Genomic DNA, 17,377 nt, shown 5'->3' on the forward strand with positions numbered 1-17,377 from the left:
CGTTCCCATACCGAACACGGAAGTTAAGCTTCTCAGCGCCGATGGTAGTTGGGGGCTGTCCCCCTGTGAGAGTAGGACGCTGCCGGGCATATGAAAGAGCACCTGATGGGTGCTCTTTTTTGTGTGCTTGGATGAGTTACGGTACCTAATATCTTATTGCGTCCCATTCACTCTTATATGTGCCAGAATTGAATGATATGCGCCACTTCGTATTGCATCATCTTTTTATAAGTCAAATCCGTTCTCACCAAAGATGGATTGTGCCAAAGGTGTGATAAACTTCAATATATGCTAGATAAAATCGAATTCCTGCTAGATAAAATCAAAAACCTGTTACATAAAATCACATTCTAGCTAGATAAATTCAATACATGCTAGATTAGCACCACGGAATGCTTCAGATAAATCCCCGGTCTGTTAGCAAACACCATTACACTCTGATCCCTCTGTAATGCCCAGCAAAGACTAAGGTAAACACACAACGTAAATGCTTAAAATTTCTTATCAGCCAAATACTGATAAATCAGATATGGCCCCTTTGCAGATGTTATCTGAAGAAATGTTTGAATAAAAGGATAGTCTTTATTCGGCATCATTTTGATGAGTTCGCTCCACCATTCTGTTTCATATCGGGCAATCATGCTTAAGTTATACAGCAGCAGGAAATGAATAAGAAGTTCAGGAAAATCAATCAGGCCGTCTTTAGCAAGCGGAAAGAAAAACTTTCCGGCATCAGGACTATATCTTAAGGGCTTATAATTATATGTATTCAATTTTTTTACAGAAAATTTTAGTTCTGAATCAGCTGACTCCTGAAAGCATATATTAAAGTCTGATTTTGCCTGCAGATATTCAACAAAGCGGGACTCAGTCATATGAAAGCGATCAAGGATCATACTTGGCAAAATGAATTTATCCTTTTCCAGCTCTGCTTCGAGAAAAGTAGTTCGGCCCTCTGTCTGGCTGTACAAATAATTAAGCTCGGGAATTTGACCAAATAACTCTCCCATCGTTGTTTTTTCGCCTTCCAAATGTTTCATGTGGAACAATTTTTCTCCCATATAAGGGAAAAGCCCGCTTTTTTGAAATTTTACTTCATCCTGAAAAAAATTATATTGCTGCTTTTTTCTTTTCCGGGTAGATACCCCGTGTGCCAAAACAGAAGTAGTCTCCGGATAATTAGGATCAACAGTCAGTATGCAGGCCTTCACAAGGTGAACAAGTCCATAAAAAAAGAGAATCGGCTTGATAACCAATGGTGCCTTCTCTGCCTGCTCGTAGTATACTTGCCCGTGTTCTAGATAGTATATAAAAGGGTAACTGTTTTCATAGCTCTTTTGTTCAGCCTGATCCAGGTTTTGCTTTTGGTAGCATTTCTTTAAAAATTCCTGTGACGTGTTCGCAGAAAAGAAGTATAAAAAGGAGTTTTTAATGTCAAATGAATGTATCAAAGTGAAACCTCCGAATCTTTTGAAAAATCCAACATATCAATCCGTTCTTGACAGTATTTTGTCCAATTGATAACCTACTAATAATATTTTCGAGTCCAGGAGGTCAAAAAAGATGTGGGAAACTAAGTTTGCAAAAGAAGGTTTAACTTTTGATGATGTTTTACTGGTTCCATCGAAATCAGAGGTGCTTCCTCGTGATGTCAGCCTCAAAGTAAATTTGACTGAAAAGATTGCACTCAACATTCCAGTAATCAGTGCCGGTATGGATACGGTCACTGAAGCTGAAATGGCGATCGCTATGGCGCGCCAGGGCGGTTTGGGAATTATCCATAAAAATATGTCTATTGAACAGCAGGCTGATCAGGTGGATAAAGTAAAGCGTTCTGAAAGCGGCGTTATTACTGACCCATTCTTCCTAACTCCAGAACAGCAGGTATTCGACGCGGAGCATTTAATGGGCAAGTACCGGATTTCCGGTGTGCCAATCGTCAATAATACTGAGGAACAGAAGCTTGTTGGCATTTTGACTAACCGTGACCTCCGATTCATTCAGGACTATTCGATAAAAATCTCCGATGTGATGACAAAAGAAAACCTTGTAACAGCTCCAGTTGGAACTACATTGGATGAAGCAGAAAAAATTCTTCAGCAGCATAAAATTGAAAAATTGCCGCTAGTGGATGATGAAGGTGTTTTAAAAGGTTTAATCACTATTAAAGATATTGAAAAGGTTATTGAGTTTCCTAACTCGGCAAAAGATGAGCGCGGACGCCTGCTGGCAGGTGCAGCGGTCGGCGTAACCGGCGACACGATGAAGCGTGTTGAAATGCTTGTTAAATCGCATGTGGATGTCATCGTAGTGGATACAGCACATGGACATTCAAAAGGCGTGCTTGATACTGTACGCGAGATCAGAAACACTTATCCGGATCTGGCCATTATTGCCGGTAACGTTGCAACAGCCGAAGCGACAAAGGATTTGATTGAAGCGGGTGCTGATATCGTAAAAGTGGGAATCGGGCCTGGCTCGATTTGTACAACACGTGTTGTCGCAGGCGTAGGGGTACCTCAGATCACAGCGGTATATGATTGTGCTACTGAAGCACGCAAGCATGGCAAATCAATCATTGCTGATGGCGGAATTAAATATTCAGGCGATATCGTGAAAGCATTGGCAGCAGGCGGACATGCCGTTATGCTTGGAAGCCTTCTGGCCGGTGTTTCTGAAAGCCCTGGCGAAACGGAAATTTTCCAGGGACGCCGCTTCAAGGTATACAGAGGAATGGGTTCTGTTGCAGCCATGGAAAAGGGCTCTAAAGACCGTTACTTCCAGGAAGATAATAAAAAGTTTGTTCCAGAGGGAATCGAAGGGCGCATTGCTTATAAAGGGCCTTTAGCTGATACCATTTATCAGCTTATCGGCGGTATCCGTTCTGGAATGGGCTATTGCGGAACAAAAGATCTTCACGAGCTTCGCGAAAATGCCCAATTCATTAAAATGACTGGTGCGGGCCTAAGAGAAAGCCATCCGCATGATGTGCAGATTACAAAAGAGGCGCCAAACTACTCACTATAATCTATACAAAGCAGGAGAGGGAAACCTTTTCTGCTTTTTTTTCGTCTCTGATAAGGATGATGGCTGTTTTCAGCATCCTGCAGAAGAAATCACTAAATACACGGGAATCAGCCTAGGAAAATACTAATGTATACCAGTGGGCTAATCAAGCCATTAGAGAGGCAGGAATAGGTAATTACTCTATCTATTCTTTGCATCAGAGTTATGATAAAATAACAAAAGTGTATTAAAACGTTGGAGGGCAGTAAAATTGAAGAAAACATTGTACCGTAAGTCTATCGCTGGATTCCTTGCCTTGGTCATGATATTAGGTCTTTTACCTGGTATAAATAAAGCTCATGCAGAAGATATCTTAAATATCAATGCAGATGCTGCTATTTTAGTAGATGCAGAGACCGGAAAAATTTTATATCAAAAAAATGCGGATAAAGTACTGGGCATTGCCAGTATGACAAAAATGATGACAGAATACCTGCTTCTTGAAGCCATTGAAGAGGGCAAAGTAAAGTGGGACCAGGAATATGCAGTAAGTGAGTACGTATGGAAAGTTTCGCAGGATCGCAATCTATCAAATGTCCCATTAAGAAGAGACGGCAAATACAATATCCGTGAATTGTATGAAGCAATGGCTATCTACTCTGCGAATGGAGCAACGATCGCGATTGCAGAAACGATTGCCGGTTCAGAAACTAACTTTGTTAAAATGATGAACGAGAAAGCTGCAGAGCTTGGATTAAAAGAATATAAGTTTGTGAATTCCAGCGGTTTGAACAACCGGGATTTAAAGGGATCTCCTCCTGCAGGCGGTCCTGAAGATGAAAACGTGATGTCAGCAAGAGATACAGCCATGCTGGCCAAAGAATTGATAAACCGATTCCCTGAAGTGTTGGAAACAGCAAGTACCCCTAGAAAGACGTTCAGAGAGGGTACAGATGATGAAATTAAAATGGAAAACTGGAACTGGATGCTTCCGGAACTAGTATATGGGTATGAAGGTGCTGATGGCCTTAAAACGGGTACTACTGACTTTGCCGGGTACTGCTTCACAGGTACTGCCATGAGAGACGGCAACCGCTATATCAGTGTTGTCATGAACGCGAAAGGCGCGAATGGCCAGGCTACCTATAAATCCAGATTCGATGAAACAAAGAAAATGTTCGACTTTGGTTTCAGCAACTTCACGAAAGAAGAAATCGTTCCTGCCAATTATCAGGTGAAAGGCCAGAAAACAGTGCCTGTTACAAAAGGGAAAGAAGATCAAGTCAAGATTTCTTCTAAAGAGGCAATCGAAATGGTAGTGAGAAACGGGGAAAAGGAAAACTTTAAGCCCGTTCTTGTTCTGGATAAAAAGAAATTAAATGAAAATGGCGAATTGACCGCTCCTATTAAAAAAGGAGAAAAAATCGGCTACTTGACCATCGAGTCCAAAGAAGACGGAAAGCTTGAGTTCCTGTCTGATAAAGGAAAAGGCAATATCCAAGTGGATGTTGTAGCCGCTGAAAGTGTTGAAAAAGCAAAATGGTTCGTGCTGACTATGCGCAGTATCGGCGGTTTCTTTGGAGATGTCTGGGGAAGTGTTTCCTCAACTGTAAAAGGTTGGTTTTAAGAAAAAGGGCTTTCCTGTCTTGACAGGAGCCCTTTTTCATTGCATATTTTCAATAGGGAAAATTCCGAGTAAAATAATCTATTTTCCTTTTTTTGAAAAATTATTTTTATCATAATATTTAACCCATCCAAAGCAGATGGTATTTACGAAGGGGGATAAACATGAAGACAGGTACAGATCGTGTTAAACGGGGAATGGCAGAAATGCAAAAAGGCGGCGTTATTATGGACGTTGTTAACGCAGAGCAGGCAAAAATCGCAGAAGAAGCTGGTGCAGTAGCAGTTATGGCACTTGAGCGCGTTCCTTCTGATATCCGTGCAGCAGGCGGTGTGGCACGCATGGCAGATCCTCGTATTATGGAAGAAGTAATGGGTGCAGTTTCAATCCCGGTAATGGCAAAAGCGCGTATCGGCCATATTGTAGAAGCTCGTTTGCTTGAAGCGATGGGTGTCGATTACATAGATGAGAGCGAAGTTTTAACTCCTGCTGATGAAGAATACCACCTTAACAAAAGAGATTACACAGTTCCGTTCGTTTGCGGATGCCGTGATTTAGGCGAAGCAGCACGCCGTATTGGTGAAGGTGCTTCCATGCTTCGTACAAAAGGTGAGCCTGGAACTGGAAACATCGTTGAAGCTGTCCGCCATATCCGCAAGGTGAATGCACAGGTGCGCAAGGTTGTCGGCATGAACGAAGATGAATTAATGACGGAAGCTAAGCTTCTGGGAGCGCCATATGAGCTTCTTTTGGAAATCAAGAGCCTTGGACGCCTTCCAGTCGTAAACTTCGCAGCAGGAGGCGTTGCAACACCTGCAGATGCAGCTCTAATGATGGAGCTTGGTGCTGATGGGGTGTTCGTAGGATCAGGCATCTTCAAATCTGAAAACCCTGCGAAATTTGCGCGTGCCATTGTGGAAGCAACTACACATTACCAGGACTACAAATTGATTGCTGAACTTTCAAAAGAACTAGGCACACCAATGAAGGGAATTGAAATTTCTTCATTGGCTCCTGAAGCACGTATGCAGGAGCGCGGCTGGTAAGGAGAATTGAACATGATAAAGGTTGGAGTATTAGGGCTTCAGGGTGCGGTAAGGGAGCATGTTATCTCTGTAGAAGCATGCGGCGCCGAAGCTGTAGTCATCAAACGCAAAGAGCAGCTTGATGAGGTGGACGGGCTTATTTTGCCTGGCGGCGAAAGCACGACCATGAGACGCTTGATTGATAAATATGATTTTATGGACAGCCTTAAGGAGTTTGCCCAATCAGGAAAGCCGATGTTCGGTACATGTGCAGGCTTAATTCTTCTTGCAACTAATATCATTGGCTATGATGAGCCGCATATCGGTGTGATGGACGTCCAGGTGGAAAGAAATTCATTTGGTCGCCAGCGCGAAAGCTTCGAGGCGGATCTTGATATCGCCGGAGTGGCAGAAGATTTTGCAGCTGTCTTCATTCGTGCGCCGCATATTGTGGAGGCCGGCGAGAATGTTGAAATTCTGGCCAAGCACAATGGACGGATTGTGGCGGCACGTGAAGGCAGATTCCTTGGATGCTCCTTCCATCCGGAACTGACGGATGACCATCGCCTGACAGGGTATTTCGTTGAAATGATCAAAGAGTCCAAGCAATTAGCAATTTGAATATTTTGGTTGCAAAAGGAAGATAATTGTAGTAAATTATGAATTACAAAATTCTTATAGCTGAAAAGCAATGAGAGGAACTAGTAACAGGAACTTTGTTCTAAAAGAGAGCCGGTGGCTGGTGGAAACCGGTGAATAAACCCTGTGAATCCATCCTCGAGCAAAGCATGGAACACCCGGTACTAATCGGGAAAAGTAAATGCTTTCGGTTAAAACCGTTATGGATGTAAGGTGGAAAGCTTATGCTTTCAACTAGGGTGGCAACGCGGGTAACTCTCGTCCCTTTTTTGGGGACGGGAGTTTTTTGTGTTTTAAACTATTTTGTAGGAGGTACTAAAAATGCTGGACATTAAGTTTTTAAGAGCCAATTTTGAAGAAGTGAAAAACAAGCTTCAGCATCGAGGCGAAGATTTAACCGATCTTGGAAAATTCGAAGATCTGGATGTAAAAAGACGTGAGCTGATTGTAGAAGCAGAGCAGCTGAAGAGCAAAAGGAATGAAGTATCCCAGCAGGTTGCAGCCTTAAAGCGGGAAAAGCAGGATGCAGACCATTTAATCACGGAAATGAGAGAAGTCGGCGATAAAATTAAAGCATTGGATGAGGAGCTCCGCACGGTCGAGGAAGAATTGGATCAATTGCTGCTGAGCATCCCGAACATTCCGCATGAAAGCGTGCCTGTCGGTGAAACAGAAGACGATAATGTGGAAATCCGCAAATGGGGGGAAGTCCGTGAATTTGATTTCGAACCAAAGCCGCACTGGGATGTAGCAACAGATCTTGACCTGCTTGATTTCGAACGTGCCAGCAAAGTAACAGGCAGCCGCTTTGTATTCTACAAAGGTCTTGGAGCTCGCCTTGAGCGTGCGCTATTCAACTTCATGCTGGATTTGCACACAGATGAGCATGGCTATAAGGAGGTTCTTCCTCCGTACATGGTTAACCGTGCAAGCATGACAGGAACAGGACAGCTTCCGAAATTTGAAGAAGATGCTTTCCTGATTGAAAGCGAGGATTACTTCCTGATCCCAACTGCCGAGGTGCCTGTCACCAATATGCACAGGGAAGAAATTCTGAATGCAGATGAGCTTCCGATTAACTATGCGGCATTCAGTGCCTGCTTCCGTTCTGAAGCAGGTTCTGCCGGCCGTGACACACGCGGGCTGATCCGCCAGCATCAATTTAACAAGGTAGAACTTGTGAAGTTTGTTATGCCTGAGGAGTCTTATGGCGAGCTTGAAAAGCTGACCGGCCATGCGGAAAAAGTCCTTCAGATGCTCGGCCTTCCATACCGTGTGATGAGCATGTGTACGGGCGATCTTGGATTCACAGCTGCGAAGAAATACGATATTGAAGTTTGGATTCCAAGCTATAACACGTATAGAGAAATTTCTTCTTGCAGTAATTTTGAAGGATTCCAGGCAAGACGTGCAAATATCCGCTTCCGCCGCGAGGCAAAAGGCAAGCCGGAGCATGTGCACACACTGAATGGATCTGGCCTTGCGATTGGCCGCACGGTGGCAGCTATTCTAGAAAATTACCAGCAGGCTGACGGAAGTGTCATCATTCCCGAAGTATTGCGTCCTTATATGGGTAATCGCGAAGTTATTAAGCCTTAATTGAAGAGCGGATTTTGATCCGCTCTTTTTTTATGAAAATAATGTTGACATACTTATTTAGAAATGATATAGTATTTCTTGTCGATGCGGAGGAATACCCAAGTCCGGCTGAAGGGATCGGTCTTGAAAACCGACAGGCGGGTCAAACCGCGCAGGGGTTCGAATCCCCTTTCCTCCTCCATTTTAATTGACATCTAACACGCGCATAAATATTGGAGATACATAAAACCGCTGATAACCGCAGCGGTTTTTTTGTATATATATTTTTTTCTCTATGTGGGGAGTGTTAAGTTAATCCTCCGCGAAGTAGCCGATATTTTGAAAAATTGACCGATAAATTAGTGCTTTGACCGATACCCTGTGAAAGTGACCGATATAAAGGGAATCTGACCGATATATGTGTGAAAGTGGCCGATAATACTACTTTTTGAAGGACCGCGGGAAGAATTTCGTCAGCGATCCTCATTTCTGCTGAGTATTCCGAGCCGTTAACTAAAAGAACAGCAAAAAACTGCCGATAATGAATTGAACCAAAAAAGTTAGACAAATATTTTAGGCTATTTGTTGGACCTGAATCCGGTATTCTACTGGATTCAGGTCTTTTAATTTTTTCTTCATGCGTACATTGTTGTAGTAAAAAATATATTCGTGCAATTCCTGAATAAAATGTTCAATACTTTCGAATTCCTGCAGATAGAGAAGTTCTGTCTTAAGTATGCCAAAAAAGTTATTCTCAAGCGCTTGACTTCTTCTATTAGGGATTCATGGCTTTGATTGACTGGCTTATTCTTTTTTCTATCTTTTGTCATGGGAGGTCGCCACTTTTTCTTTGGTAATAGGGCTTCCATTCCTTCTGTTTCGACAGCTCTCCTCCAGGCAAGGATGGTGGAGGGATCGGGAATTTTAAACTTCGCCGCTGTTTCATTCACAGATACCCAATGATCGTCCATATATTTGAGTACCTCCATTTTAAACGCAGCCGTGTAGTTTGTATAACTTTTTCTTAAGGAATCTTCTCCATGTGACTGATATAAATGGAACCATTTCTGTATTGTTTTATGACCAGTACCCAGCTGTTTCCCAATATCTCGGAAAGATAATGTTCCCTTTTCATATTCCTTCACTGCCCATAACTTATCCTTAAATGTAAATTTAGCCAAATTAAAAACTGCACCTCCATTGTTATTTTTGTGTCTAACAATTTCGGTGCAGTTCGATAATGGCGGTTATTTTTTTAATAATTGAGTTTGTCTTAAGAAGTATGAAATGCGTTCGACAATCGGCTCAATGGATTGCTCGTTCTGAATGATGTCATAGTCATTGATATTCAGGCGCAGGACCGGGCATGCGTTAAAGCTGTTGATCCAGTTTTCGTAGCGCTGGTGCATCTCTTCCCAGTAGGAAATAGGTGTCTGCTGCTCCATCGGACGGCCGCGCTCCTGGATGCGGGAAAGAATGTCATCAAGCGATCCTTCAAGATAAATAAGCAGATCAGGGTGCGGGAAGTATGGTGTCATCACCATCGCATCAAATAAGCTGGTGTAAGTTTCGTAATCTACCTTTGACATGGTGCCTTTTTCATAATGCATTTTCGCAAATATGCCGGTGTCTTCATAAATGGATCGGTCCTGAACAAAGCCCCCGCCATATTCGAAGATGCGCTTCTGGTCCTTGAACCGTTCTGCCAGGAAGTAAACCTGCAGGTGGAAGCTCCAGCGGTTGAAATCTGCGTAGAATTTATCCAGGTAAGGGTTCGTATCAACCTTTTCGAAAGAGGTTCGGAACCCCAGTGCGTCTGCAAGCGCATTGGTCATCGTTGATTTTCCGACTCCGACGGTTCCGGCAATCGTAATCACGGCGTTTGAAGGGATTTCGTATTTCTGCCTTAGATTCATAAGTGTATGCTCCTCTTTTTCAATGATGTCGACAATGTATCGAATATATGCATTAGGTCTGCTTCGTTTTTCACAAAATCCAGCTGATCTCCATTGAAGCGGATCACTGGAATATCCGGATGCTGCCTTTCGAACTCATTCATAGCCGTTTCATAATCAAGGGATAATTGCTCGAGATATAGTGGACTGATATTCTTTTCAATTTCACGGCCCCTCAGCTCGATTCGGTCGAGCAATGTTTCAAGGCTTGCATTGAGATAGATAATGACATTTGGCTTTGGCATATCACCTGTCAGTATGTCATAGATCTTCAAATATTTCTGATATTCATTCTGATTTAAAGTGCGCTGGGCAAAAATCAGATTCTTGAAAATATGATAATCAGCCACAACAGGCTTATTTTGAGCTAAGTAGTGATTGTTGATATCAACCAGCTGTTTGTAGCGGTTGCAGAGGAAAAACATTTCAGTCTGGAAGCTCCATTCTTCAATGTTTTCATAGAATTTACCCAAAAAGGGATTTTCATCAACAATTTCTTTTAGCAGTGCGTACTGAAATTTCTCAGAAATCGCTTTAGCGAGAGATGTTTTCCCAACGCCAATCGGCCCCTCTACTGTAATAAAAGGTATTCCCCCCATATTGATCGTCCTCCTGCATTGCTTATTTATCTATAGAATCCATTTATAGGTACGTTCCAAAACGACACAAAGCTTATTTTAACACAGTATAGAGTGGAAGGGATATGGAATTTAAGCTGGAAATATGAAAATAAGCATATAAAATCTGAATAATAAAAAAAAGCCGCCTGACGAGGCAGCTGCTGAGAAATTACGCTCTTTTTGTAACATTGAAGTTTTCCGTAATCAGGAGCCAATTTTGCGGGAAAGAAAGGCCGAGTTTCCAGTAGCTCATTCCCCGCAGCTTCAATTCTTTGATTAAATCGAATTTGGCCTGGATGGAGCGCGCATCCTCAAACCAAACCTCATGTCTTTTCCCGTCAGGTGCAGTGTAGTTAAAAAATGGAGCCTGTGCCTGGTAATCATATTGGATGGCCACATTATTTTCCGCTGCGATTTGTATGGCCTGCTGTGGACTGACTGCTTTTGCGGTGGTGCCCTGGACAAAAGGAAGCGTCCAGTCATAGCCATACAAGTTCTGGCCCATCATGATTTTAGAAGAAGGCATTTCGCTGATCGCATATTCCAAAACCTGCCGCACTGGTCCGATCGGTGAAACAGCCATTGCAGGGCCTCCGCTGTAGCCCCATTCATAGGTCATAATCACGACAAAATCAACAATCTCCCCATGGGCTTTATAATCATGGGCTTCATACCAGAGGCCTTGCTGTTCTGCACTTGTTTTTGGCGCCAAGGCTGTAGAAATCAGCCAGCCTTCCTGCCCGAATCTTGCCTTTGCTTTTCTGAGAAAATTATTATAGGCTTCCCGGTCAGCCGGGCGCAAAAACTCAAAGTCAAAATGTATATCTCTGAAGCCATATTTTTTTGCTGTGGCAGTAATGTTATCCAGGAACTTATTCTGAATCGGCATATCATTTAACAATATTCTGCCGAGTTCATCACTGAACTGATCGTTTTCCTGATTGGTAATAACCATCATCAATACATTATTATTGGCTCTCGCAATGGCCGGGAAATCATTCAGGAGCGGCTCCTTCAAAGAACCATCCCGAAGGGCCTGAAAACTGAATGGGGCCAGATAGGTCAAATAAGGCGCAGCCTCTCTTGCGCTTTCTACCAGTTCAGGGGCGACTGTATCGCCTCTTGGCTCCACATAGGCATTGAACTCTGCACTCGTTTTCGGGCGTGGCGGGATATAAAGGCGGAACCCCACCTGCAGCGGCTGGTTCACCGAAATGCCATTGACAGATGCGAGCTGCTGATAAGAAATGCCGAACCTTCTTGAAATTGAGTAAAGGCTGTCACCAGGCTGAACCCAATAAAAGCTTCCTATTATCGGAATAACAAGCGTCTGGCCGATCACCAGACTATTTGGATTGGGAATTTCATTTGCCTCAATCAGATCTTCAACCGTCGTTCCGTATGCCTGGGCTATGCCGAACAAGGACTGGTTTTGCTGGATCACATGAATCTGCAATCTATCTCCCTCCCTGAAAAACGCGTCTTAGAACACTACTGCCATTTTATGAAGGAAACATAGAAGAAATGTTATAATTGTTTTCAGAGAAGGAAGATATATTGGCCTTTAATACGTTTTCCATCATCTTTAAGGAATTTTCATTATCGTGGTCATCATTAGAAACGGTGCAGTCATGTGGTATATGTAAATGATATTCTCTCATATAGGCATCATTGGCCGAAAAAAGGACACAGATATTGCCGGCGATTCCCGTCATGACAAGCATGTTGACGCCGAGCTGGTGCAAAAGGGTATTTAAGGCAGTGCCATAAAAGACTGAATGCTTTGGCTTTATTAAAAAATAATCATCCGGTGACGGGTGCATCTCACGAAGGATAGGCGCGCTCACAGGATTGCGGCAATGATCCATAATTGTATCCAGATCAGCCTGCCAGAGATTATAATGATCATTCACATAAATGACCGGGAGATCCTGCTCATAAAAAGCAGTCTTGAACTCATTGATGGGTTTTGCGATATACAATGCTTTTTCAGCAAGTATCTTTCCATGGTCAAAATTAAAGTCGTTAATCATGTCAATAATGATAAGAGCCGGTTTATAGGCTTGCGGATTTTTCATAGTATCGCTCCTTTAAGCTTATTTTTCGTAAGAGGGGCGGCTTTTACACAGATGTTAAGAGAAGGAATGAAGATAATTGATACAAGCATCATTCACTGAAGATGAACTGTATATGCGGGAGGCCATTAAAGAAGCAAAGCTGGCGGAGGAGCTGGAAGAAGTTCCGATTGGCGCAGTCATTGTCCTGGACGGGGAAATTATTGCCCGGGCACATAATTTGAGAGAAGTGAATCAGACTGCGATTGCGCATGCGGAATTGCTTGCCATTGATCAGGCATGTAAAAAACTCGGAACCTGGAGGCTGGAGAATGCCATTCTTTATGTTACCTTGGAGCCTTGTCCGATGTGTTCGGGGTCCATCATCTTATCGCGTATTAAAAAGGTAGTGTATGGGGCTAAGGATCCAAAGGGCGGATGTGCCGGGACGCTTATGAATCTATTGCAGGATGAGCGGTTCAATCACCAGAGTGAAGTTGTGCCAGGGGTGCTGGAAGAAGAATGCGGCGAGATGCTTTCGAGCTTTTTCAGAGGGTTGCGAAAGCGCAAGAAAGAAGAGAAAAAAAGAAGGCAATTGCTGCAGATGGAACTTGATACAGGAATTGACAATGGTTAGGCATTGCTTTTTCACCTAAATGTTAGTATACTTATAAATGCGTCGGACAAAGACGCAACTAAATATGGTATCAACTTTGCCGTGCTAGGCGGGGAGGTAGCGGTGCCCTGTACTCGCAATCCGCTCTAGCGAGGCTGAATCCCTTCCCGAGGCTGATGTCCTGTAGGGCCTGCCTTAAGTAAGTGGTGTTGACGCCCGGGTCCTGCGCAATGGGAATCCATGAATCATGTCAGGTCCGGAAGGAAGCAGCATTAAGTGGAAGCTCCCATGTGCCGCAGGGTTGCCTGGGCCGAGCTAACTGCTAAAGTAACGCCTATGGGCGTCAGTCGACGGAAGGTGCACGGCAGTTTATATTGTAATTAAAACTCATCCTTTAGCGGGGTGGGTTTTTTGTTTTAATTATTTGCTCTAGGTTTTGTAAAAAGGAATTTAGATACGTTATAATAGATGAAGGACTATACATAGGAAGGGGGCGTGTCAGTGAGTTATCAAGCTTTATATCGTGTTTGGCGTCCGCAACAGTTTATCGATGTTGTCGGGCAGGAACATGTGACAAAGACTTTGCAAAACGCCCTGCTTCAGGAGAAGATATCACACGCCTATTTGTTTTCCGGCCCCCGCGGAACCGGTAAAACAAGTGCAGCAAAAATTCTTGCAAAGGCTGTTAACTGTGAGAAGGCACCTGTCACTGAACCGTGCAATGAGTGTGCAGCCTGCAGAGGCATTACAGACGGTTCGATCCCTGATGTCATTGAAATTGATGCTGCCTCTAATAATGGTGTAGAAGAAATCAGGGATATCAGGGACAAAGTGAAATATGCCCCAAACGCTGTAAAGTATAAAGTTTACATCGTCGATGAGGTGCATATGCTTTCTATTGGAGCTTTCAATGCCCTGTTAAAGACGCTTGAAGAGCCGCCTAAGCATGTCATTTTTATTTTAGCCACAACGGAGCCTCATAAAATTCCGCTAACGATTATTTCCCGGTGCCAGCGATTTGATTTTAAAAGGATTACTGCTCAGGCGATAACAGGAAGAATGAAGCTGATTGCGGATGAAACAGATGCATCATATGAGGACCAGGCAATGCAGATCATCGCGAGAGCTGCAGAAGGCGGTATGCGTGATGCTCTTAGCCTGCTTGATCAGGCAATTTCCTTCAGCCAGGATCGCGTTACAGTAGAAGATGCCCTGTCTGTGACAGGTGCAGTATCGCAAGGATTTCTAAATAAACTGGCAAGAGCGGTTAAAGACAGGGATGCCGCAGCCGGGCTGGAATTTCTGGAAGAGCTTCTTTTTCAGGGAAAAGATCCATCCCGTTTTATAGAAGACTTTATTCTGTATTACCGGGATATGCTTTTATATAAAGCAGCTCCAAGGCTGGAGGAATCATTGGAAAGAGTCATGCTTGATGAAGACTTCCAGCAGCTTGCCCAGGAAGTGGAGCCGGAAGAGCTATATGAGCTTATTGAGGTACTGAACAAAGCCCAGCAGGAAATGCGATGGACCAACCATCCGAGGATTTTCCTGGAGGTGGCGATTGTGAAGCTGTGCCAGCTTGAACAGCGAGAGAGAGCAGGACAGTCTGCAGACATCAAGCCGCTGATGCAAAAAATCGAACAGCTTCAGCATGAGCTGGCGGAATTAAAGAAAAACGGCATAGCGGTGAAAGATGATGGAGCTCCTGCTGTACAGAAAAAAACGCAGAGAAGTTCACGAAAAGGATTCCAGGCACCAGTTGGAAAAGTGAATGAAGTACTGAAACAGGCAACGAAAAACGACCTGGTAGCTGTAAAGAGCCGCTGGGGCGAAATGCTGAACCTTCTTGTTCAAAACCAGATGCGCTCTCAGGCGGCGCTTCTCAATGAAGCAGAACCTGTTGCCGCATCCGAAACAGCACTTATCGTAAAATTCAAATATGAAATTCACTGTCAAATGGCCATGGATAATGCGAAATTCCTCGACACACTGGCGAATGTCCTGTTTGAGCTATTAGGCAAGAGATTGCAGCTGGTCGGCATTCCGGATGAACAATGGCAAAGTGTCAGGGAGGATTTCCTGCGCAGCCAGCGTGACGGAGATGAGTCTGGCGAGGGCTTCGGCAGAACTGAGGAAGAGCCCCATGTGGCTGAAGCAGTCAAGTTATTTGGCGCTGAACTAATTGAAATTAAAGAATAGAAAATAGTTGGAGGTATGTGAAATGCGCGGTGGAATGGGAAATATGCAAAATATGATGAAGCAAATGCAGAAAATGCAAAAGAAGATGGCACAGGCACAGGAAGAGCTTGGCGAAAAAAGAATTGAAGGAACAGCTGGCGGCGGAATGGTGACTGTCATTGTATCCGGACATAAACAAGTATTAGAAGTAAATATTAAAGAAGAAGTTGTTGATCCGGAAGATATTGAAATGCTTCAGGACCTTGTTCTGGCGGCAACTAACGATGCACTGAAAAAAGCGGATGACTTAACAAACGACACAATGGGCCAATTTACTAAAGGAATGAACCTGCCGGGAATGTTTTAATTAAACGTCCTGAAAGAATTCTTTCTTGCATGTTTTATCTATAATAGAGATATGCACGAAAGAACGGACAGGCTGAGCGCCAGCGAACATAGTCTGATGGGAATCTTCATCAGGCCGTCATGCTCGCGGCGCTTTTCCTTTTCATATAGGAGGAAATCATACATGCATTATCCTGAACCGATATCAAAGCTGATTGACAGCTTTATGAAATTGCCCGGAATCGGCCCAAAAACGGCTGCGCGTCTGGCGTTTTTTGTTTTGAGTATGAAAGAAGATACTGTGCTGGATTTTGCCAAGGCACTTGTCAATGCGAAAAGAAATTTATCTTACTGCTCTGTCTGCGGACATATCACTGATCAGGACCCTTGTTATATTTGTGAGGACCAGAGACGCGACCGGTCAGTAATCTGTGTGGTCCAGGATCCGAAGGACGTTATTGCCATGGAAAAGATGAAGGAATATAACGGACTGTATCATGTCCTTCACGGAGCCATTTCTCCAATGGATGGAATAGGGCCTGAAGATATCAATATTCCTGATTTACTAAAGAGGCTTCAGGATGAAACAGTCCAGGAAATTATTCTTGCCACCAATCCAAATATTGAAGGGGAAGCAACAGCCATGTATATCTCCCGCCTGATCAAGCCATCCGGCATAAAGGCTACCCGGATTGCTCATGGCCTGCCAGTAGGCGGAGACTTGGAATATGCGGATGAAGTAACGCTTTCGAAAGCGTTAGAGGGCAGAAGAGAAGTTTAAGCACGGAGGCGGAATTTATGTTTTTTCGCAGGAAAGGATGGCTTCGGAGCGAGTTTGATGAGAAGCTTTTGGAGCAGCTGAACAGATTGAAAACAGATTGGAACAACCAGAAATCACTAGTGGAAAAGAGCTTTGATCCTTCCCCGGAAGCAATCAGCCAGGCAAAGCTGGCCGAAGCTAAATACTTTTTTCTATTCAGGGAAGCTAAAAAGAGAAATGTAAAAGTCAGAATCTAGTTTGTTCCCGTTGCGGAAAGAAAATCGTTCAATACAAAATACTTGTCCTCCTCTCAGGTCTTTTTTGTACGCGCTAATCATAAATTAGTAGTACAAGTTTCCTGAGAGGAGGATTTTTCTTTTGGACCCTATTGCAGTAATCTCCATTTTAGGAGGGTTAATCTTATTGCTTCTATTTATAGGTGCCCCATTAAAACCTGTAAGGTTCATAGGGCAGGGAGCCATTAAACTGATTATAGGAGCCCTCTTTTTATTTTTTTTAAATGCATTTGGCAATCAGGTTGGCATACATGTACCCATAAACCTTGCCACTTCGGCCATTTCCGGATTTCTAGGCATACCTGGATTGTTTGCGCTTGTTGCCATACAGACATGGATTATGTAATTGGACAGCCGTTCGAAGCGGCTGTTTTTATTTATAATTTTTTTTAGTGATTCTGTTGACAGATCTTAGCGCTGGTGATAATATATTAAAGGTCGTCACCATGACGTAATGAAAAAACATCTTAAAAAAGATGTTGACATTTATTCGTGAGAATGATATATTAATAAAGTCGCTTCTGAGCGGCGGATTGATCTTTGAAAACTGAACGAACAAAAACGTCAACGTTAATTCTTTAGTCTTTTTTGAAAAGACAATTTATGAGCTTAATAAACTCTTATATGGAGAGTTTGATCCTGGCTCAGGACGAACGCTGGCGGCGTGCCTAATACATGCAA

The 17,377-nt window shown here is 43.4% G+C and carries 16 protein-coding genes, 1 tRNA gene, 2 rRNA genes, 1 other RNA gene, 2 pseudogenes and 1 other annotated feature; of the genes and pseudogenes, 15 read left to right on the forward strand and 7 right to left on the reverse strand.

Annotated features, from left to right (window positions below; genetic code table 11):
- Positions 1–88 (forward strand): 5S ribosomal RNA (gene rrf, locus ACEQ1T_RS02065); the annotation flags it as partial.
- Positions 89–491: 403 nt separating this feature from the next.
- Here rrf and ACEQ1T_RS02070 read toward each other — a convergent pair.
- On the reverse strand, positions 492–1,451 hold the full coding sequence (locus ACEQ1T_RS02070; protein WP_206846196.1) for a YaaC family protein: 960 nt from the start codon (positions 1,449–1,451) through the stop codon (positions 492–494).
- 112 nt (positions 1,452–1,563) lie between these two features.
- Here ACEQ1T_RS02070 and guaB point away from each other — a divergent pair, with 112 nt between their 5' ends.
- The 6 genes from guaB (at position 1,564) to ACEQ1T_RS02100 (ending at position 8,074) form a co-directional block, all read left to right on the forward strand.
- The gene (gene guaB, locus ACEQ1T_RS02075; RefSeq protein ID WP_206846194.1) at positions 1,564–3,027 is read left to right on the forward strand and encodes an IMP dehydrogenase; all 1,464 of its coding nucleotides are present in this window, start codon (positions 1,564–1,566) and stop codon (positions 3,025–3,027) included.
- A 301-nt stretch (positions 3,028–3,328) separates the two neighbouring features.
- A complete protein-coding gene (locus tag ACEQ1T_RS02080; protein WP_370221578.1) occupies positions 3,329–4,633 on the forward strand; it encodes a D-alanyl-D-alanine carboxypeptidase family protein in 1,305 nt (434 codons plus the stop codon).
- A 161-nt stretch (positions 4,634–4,794) separates the two neighbouring features.
- Positions 4,795–5,676, forward strand: a complete 882-nt coding sequence (gene pdxS / locus ACEQ1T_RS02085; protein ID WP_009336764.1) for a pyridoxal 5'-phosphate synthase lyase subunit PdxS — start codon at positions 4,795–4,797, stop codon at positions 5,674–5,676.
- A 12-nt stretch (positions 5,677–5,688) separates the two neighbouring features.
- Complete coding sequence (gene pdxT / locus ACEQ1T_RS02090; RefSeq protein ID WP_206846188.1) at positions 5,689–6,276, forward strand: pyridoxal 5'-phosphate synthase glutaminase subunit PdxT; 588 nt, start codon at positions 5,689–5,691, stop codon at positions 6,274–6,276.
- Between the two features lie 61 nt (positions 6,277–6,337).
- Positions 6,338–6,563: a binding site (T-box leader), on the forward strand.
- Positions 6,564–6,615: 52 nt separating this feature from the next.
- A complete protein-coding gene (gene serS, locus ACEQ1T_RS02095) occupies positions 6,616–7,893 on the forward strand; it encodes a serine--tRNA ligase (RefSeq protein WP_370221573.1) in 1,278 nt (425 codons plus the stop codon).
- Between the two features lie 88 nt (positions 7,894–7,981).
- Positions 7,982–8,074 (forward strand) — tRNA-Ser (locus tag ACEQ1T_RS02100).
- 371 nt (positions 8,075–8,445) lie between these two features.
- Here ACEQ1T_RS02100 and ACEQ1T_RS02105 read toward each other — a convergent pair.
- The 6 genes and pseudogenes from ACEQ1T_RS02105 to ACEQ1T_RS02130 form a co-directional block, all read right to left on the reverse strand.
- A pseudogene (locus ACEQ1T_RS02105) lies at positions 8,446–8,622 on the reverse strand (IS3 family transposase); the annotation flags it as partial.
- 98 nt (positions 8,623–8,720) lie between these two features.
- Positions 8,721–8,861, reverse strand: a pseudogene (locus ACEQ1T_RS02110) (helix-turn-helix domain-containing protein); the annotation flags it as partial.
- A 258-nt stretch (positions 8,862–9,119) separates the two neighbouring features.
- The gene (locus ACEQ1T_RS02115) at positions 9,120–9,788 is read right to left on the reverse strand and encodes a deoxynucleoside kinase (protein ID WP_035333477.1); all 669 of its coding nucleotides are present in this window, start codon (positions 9,786–9,788) and stop codon (positions 9,120–9,122) included.
- Positions 9,785–10,426, reverse strand: a complete 642-nt coding sequence (locus ACEQ1T_RS02120) for a deoxynucleoside kinase (protein ID WP_221881256.1) — start codon at positions 10,424–10,426, stop codon at positions 9,785–9,787. The genes ACEQ1T_RS02115 and ACEQ1T_RS02120 overlap by 4 nt, the downstream gene beginning before the upstream one ends.
- 190 nt (positions 10,427–10,616) lie before the next feature.
- Positions 10,617–11,903 (reverse strand): LysM peptidoglycan-binding domain-containing protein, encoded by a 1,287-nt coding sequence (locus ACEQ1T_RS02125; RefSeq protein WP_206846183.1) that lies wholly within the window; start codon positions 11,901–11,903, stop codon positions 10,617–10,619.
- Positions 11,904–11,949: 46 nt separating this feature from the next.
- Positions 11,950–12,525 (reverse strand): isochorismatase family cysteine hydrolase, encoded by a 576-nt coding sequence (locus tag ACEQ1T_RS02130; RefSeq protein ID WP_370221575.1) that lies wholly within the window; start codon positions 12,523–12,525, stop codon positions 11,950–11,952.
- Between the two features lie 76 nt (positions 12,526–12,601).
- Here ACEQ1T_RS02130 and tadA point away from each other — a divergent pair, with 76 nt between their 5' ends.
- From tadA to ACEQ1T_RS02170, 8 genes are all read left to right on the forward strand, one after another.
- The gene (gene tadA / locus ACEQ1T_RS02135) at positions 12,602–13,138 is read left to right on the forward strand and encodes a tRNA adenosine(34) deaminase TadA (protein WP_370221576.1); all 537 of its coding nucleotides are present in this window, start codon (positions 12,602–12,604) and stop codon (positions 13,136–13,138) included.
- A 79-nt stretch (positions 13,139–13,217) separates the two neighbouring features.
- An RNA gene (gene ffs / locus ACEQ1T_RS02140) (signal recognition particle sRNA large type) lies at positions 13,218–13,482 on the forward strand.
- 136 nt (positions 13,483–13,618) lie between these two features.
- On the forward strand, positions 13,619–15,316 hold the full coding sequence (dnaX, locus tag ACEQ1T_RS02145) for a DNA polymerase III subunit gamma/tau (protein WP_206846180.1): 1,698 nt from the start codon (positions 13,619–13,621) through the stop codon (positions 15,314–15,316).
- Between the two features lie 22 nt (positions 15,317–15,338).
- Positions 15,339–15,662 carry a YbaB/EbfC family nucleoid-associated protein gene (locus ACEQ1T_RS02150; protein WP_053433273.1) on the forward strand — a complete coding sequence of 108 codons (324 nt, stop codon included), beginning with the start codon at positions 15,339–15,341 and terminating at the stop codon, positions 15,660–15,662.
- A 162-nt stretch (positions 15,663–15,824) separates the two neighbouring features.
- A complete protein-coding gene (gene recR, locus ACEQ1T_RS02155; RefSeq protein ID WP_009336775.1) occupies positions 15,825–16,421 on the forward strand; it encodes a recombination mediator RecR in 597 nt (198 codons plus the stop codon).
- 17 nt (positions 16,422–16,438) lie between these two features.
- Positions 16,439–16,657 carry a YaaL family protein gene (locus ACEQ1T_RS02160; RefSeq protein WP_206846178.1) on the forward strand — a complete coding sequence of 73 codons (219 nt, stop codon included), beginning with the start codon at positions 16,439–16,441 and terminating at the stop codon, positions 16,655–16,657.
- Between the two features lie 121 nt (positions 16,658–16,778).
- Positions 16,779–17,042 carry a pro-sigmaK processing inhibitor BofA family protein gene (locus ACEQ1T_RS02165; protein WP_206846176.1) on the forward strand — a complete coding sequence of 88 codons (264 nt, stop codon included), beginning with the start codon at positions 16,779–16,781 and terminating at the stop codon, positions 17,040–17,042.
- 275 nt (positions 17,043–17,317) lie between these two features.
- Positions 17,318–17,377: ribosomal RNA gene (locus tag ACEQ1T_RS02170) — 16S ribosomal RNA — on the forward strand; the annotation flags it as partial.

Origin of the sequence: Cytobacillus sp. (assembly GCF_964223445.1) — a bacterium.
In the GTDB taxonomy this organism is placed as follows: Bacteria; Bacillota; Bacilli; order Bacillales; family Cytobacillaceae; genus Cytobacillus.

Bases quoted from the DNA above. Each gene is read 5' to 3' on its own strand.
- ACEQ1T_RS02160 (WP_206846178.1), top strand. From the start codon at position 16,439: ATGTTTTTTCGCAGGAAAGGATGGCTTCGGAGCGAGTTTGATGAGAAG.
- recR (WP_009336775.1), top strand. From the start codon at position 15,825: ATGCATTATCCTGAACCGATATCAAAGCTGATTGACAGCTTTATGAAA.
- ACEQ1T_RS02130 (WP_370221575.1), bottom strand. From the start codon at position 12,525: ATGAAAAATCCGCAAGCCTATAAACCGGCTCTTATCATTATTGACATG.
- serS (WP_370221573.1), top strand. From the start codon at position 6,616: ATGCTGGACATTAAGTTTTTAAGAGCCAATTTTGAAGAAGTGAAAAAC.
- pdxS (WP_009336764.1), top strand. From the start codon at position 4,795: ATGAAGACAGGTACAGATCGTGTTAAACGGGGAATGGCAGAAATGCAA.
- ACEQ1T_RS02150 (WP_053433273.1), top strand. From the start codon at position 15,339: ATGCGCGGTGGAATGGGAAATATGCAAAATATGATGAAGCAAATGCAG.
- pdxT (WP_206846188.1), top strand. From the start codon at position 5,689: ATGATAAAGGTTGGAGTATTAGGGCTTCAGGGTGCGGTAAGGGAGCAT.
- ACEQ1T_RS02115 (WP_035333477.1), bottom strand. From the start codon at position 9,788: ATGAATCTAAGGCAGAAATACGAAATCCCTTCAAACGCCGTGATTACG.
- ACEQ1T_RS02120 (WP_221881256.1), bottom strand. From the start codon at position 10,426: ATGGGGGGAATACCTTTTATTACAGTAGAGGGGCCGATTGGCGTTGGG.
- ACEQ1T_RS02080 (WP_370221578.1), top strand. From the start codon at position 3,329: ATGATATTAGGTCTTTTACCTGGTATAAATAAAGCTCATGCAGAAGAT.
- guaB (WP_206846194.1), top strand. From the start codon at position 1,564: ATGTGGGAAACTAAGTTTGCAAAAGAAGGTTTAACTTTTGATGATGTT.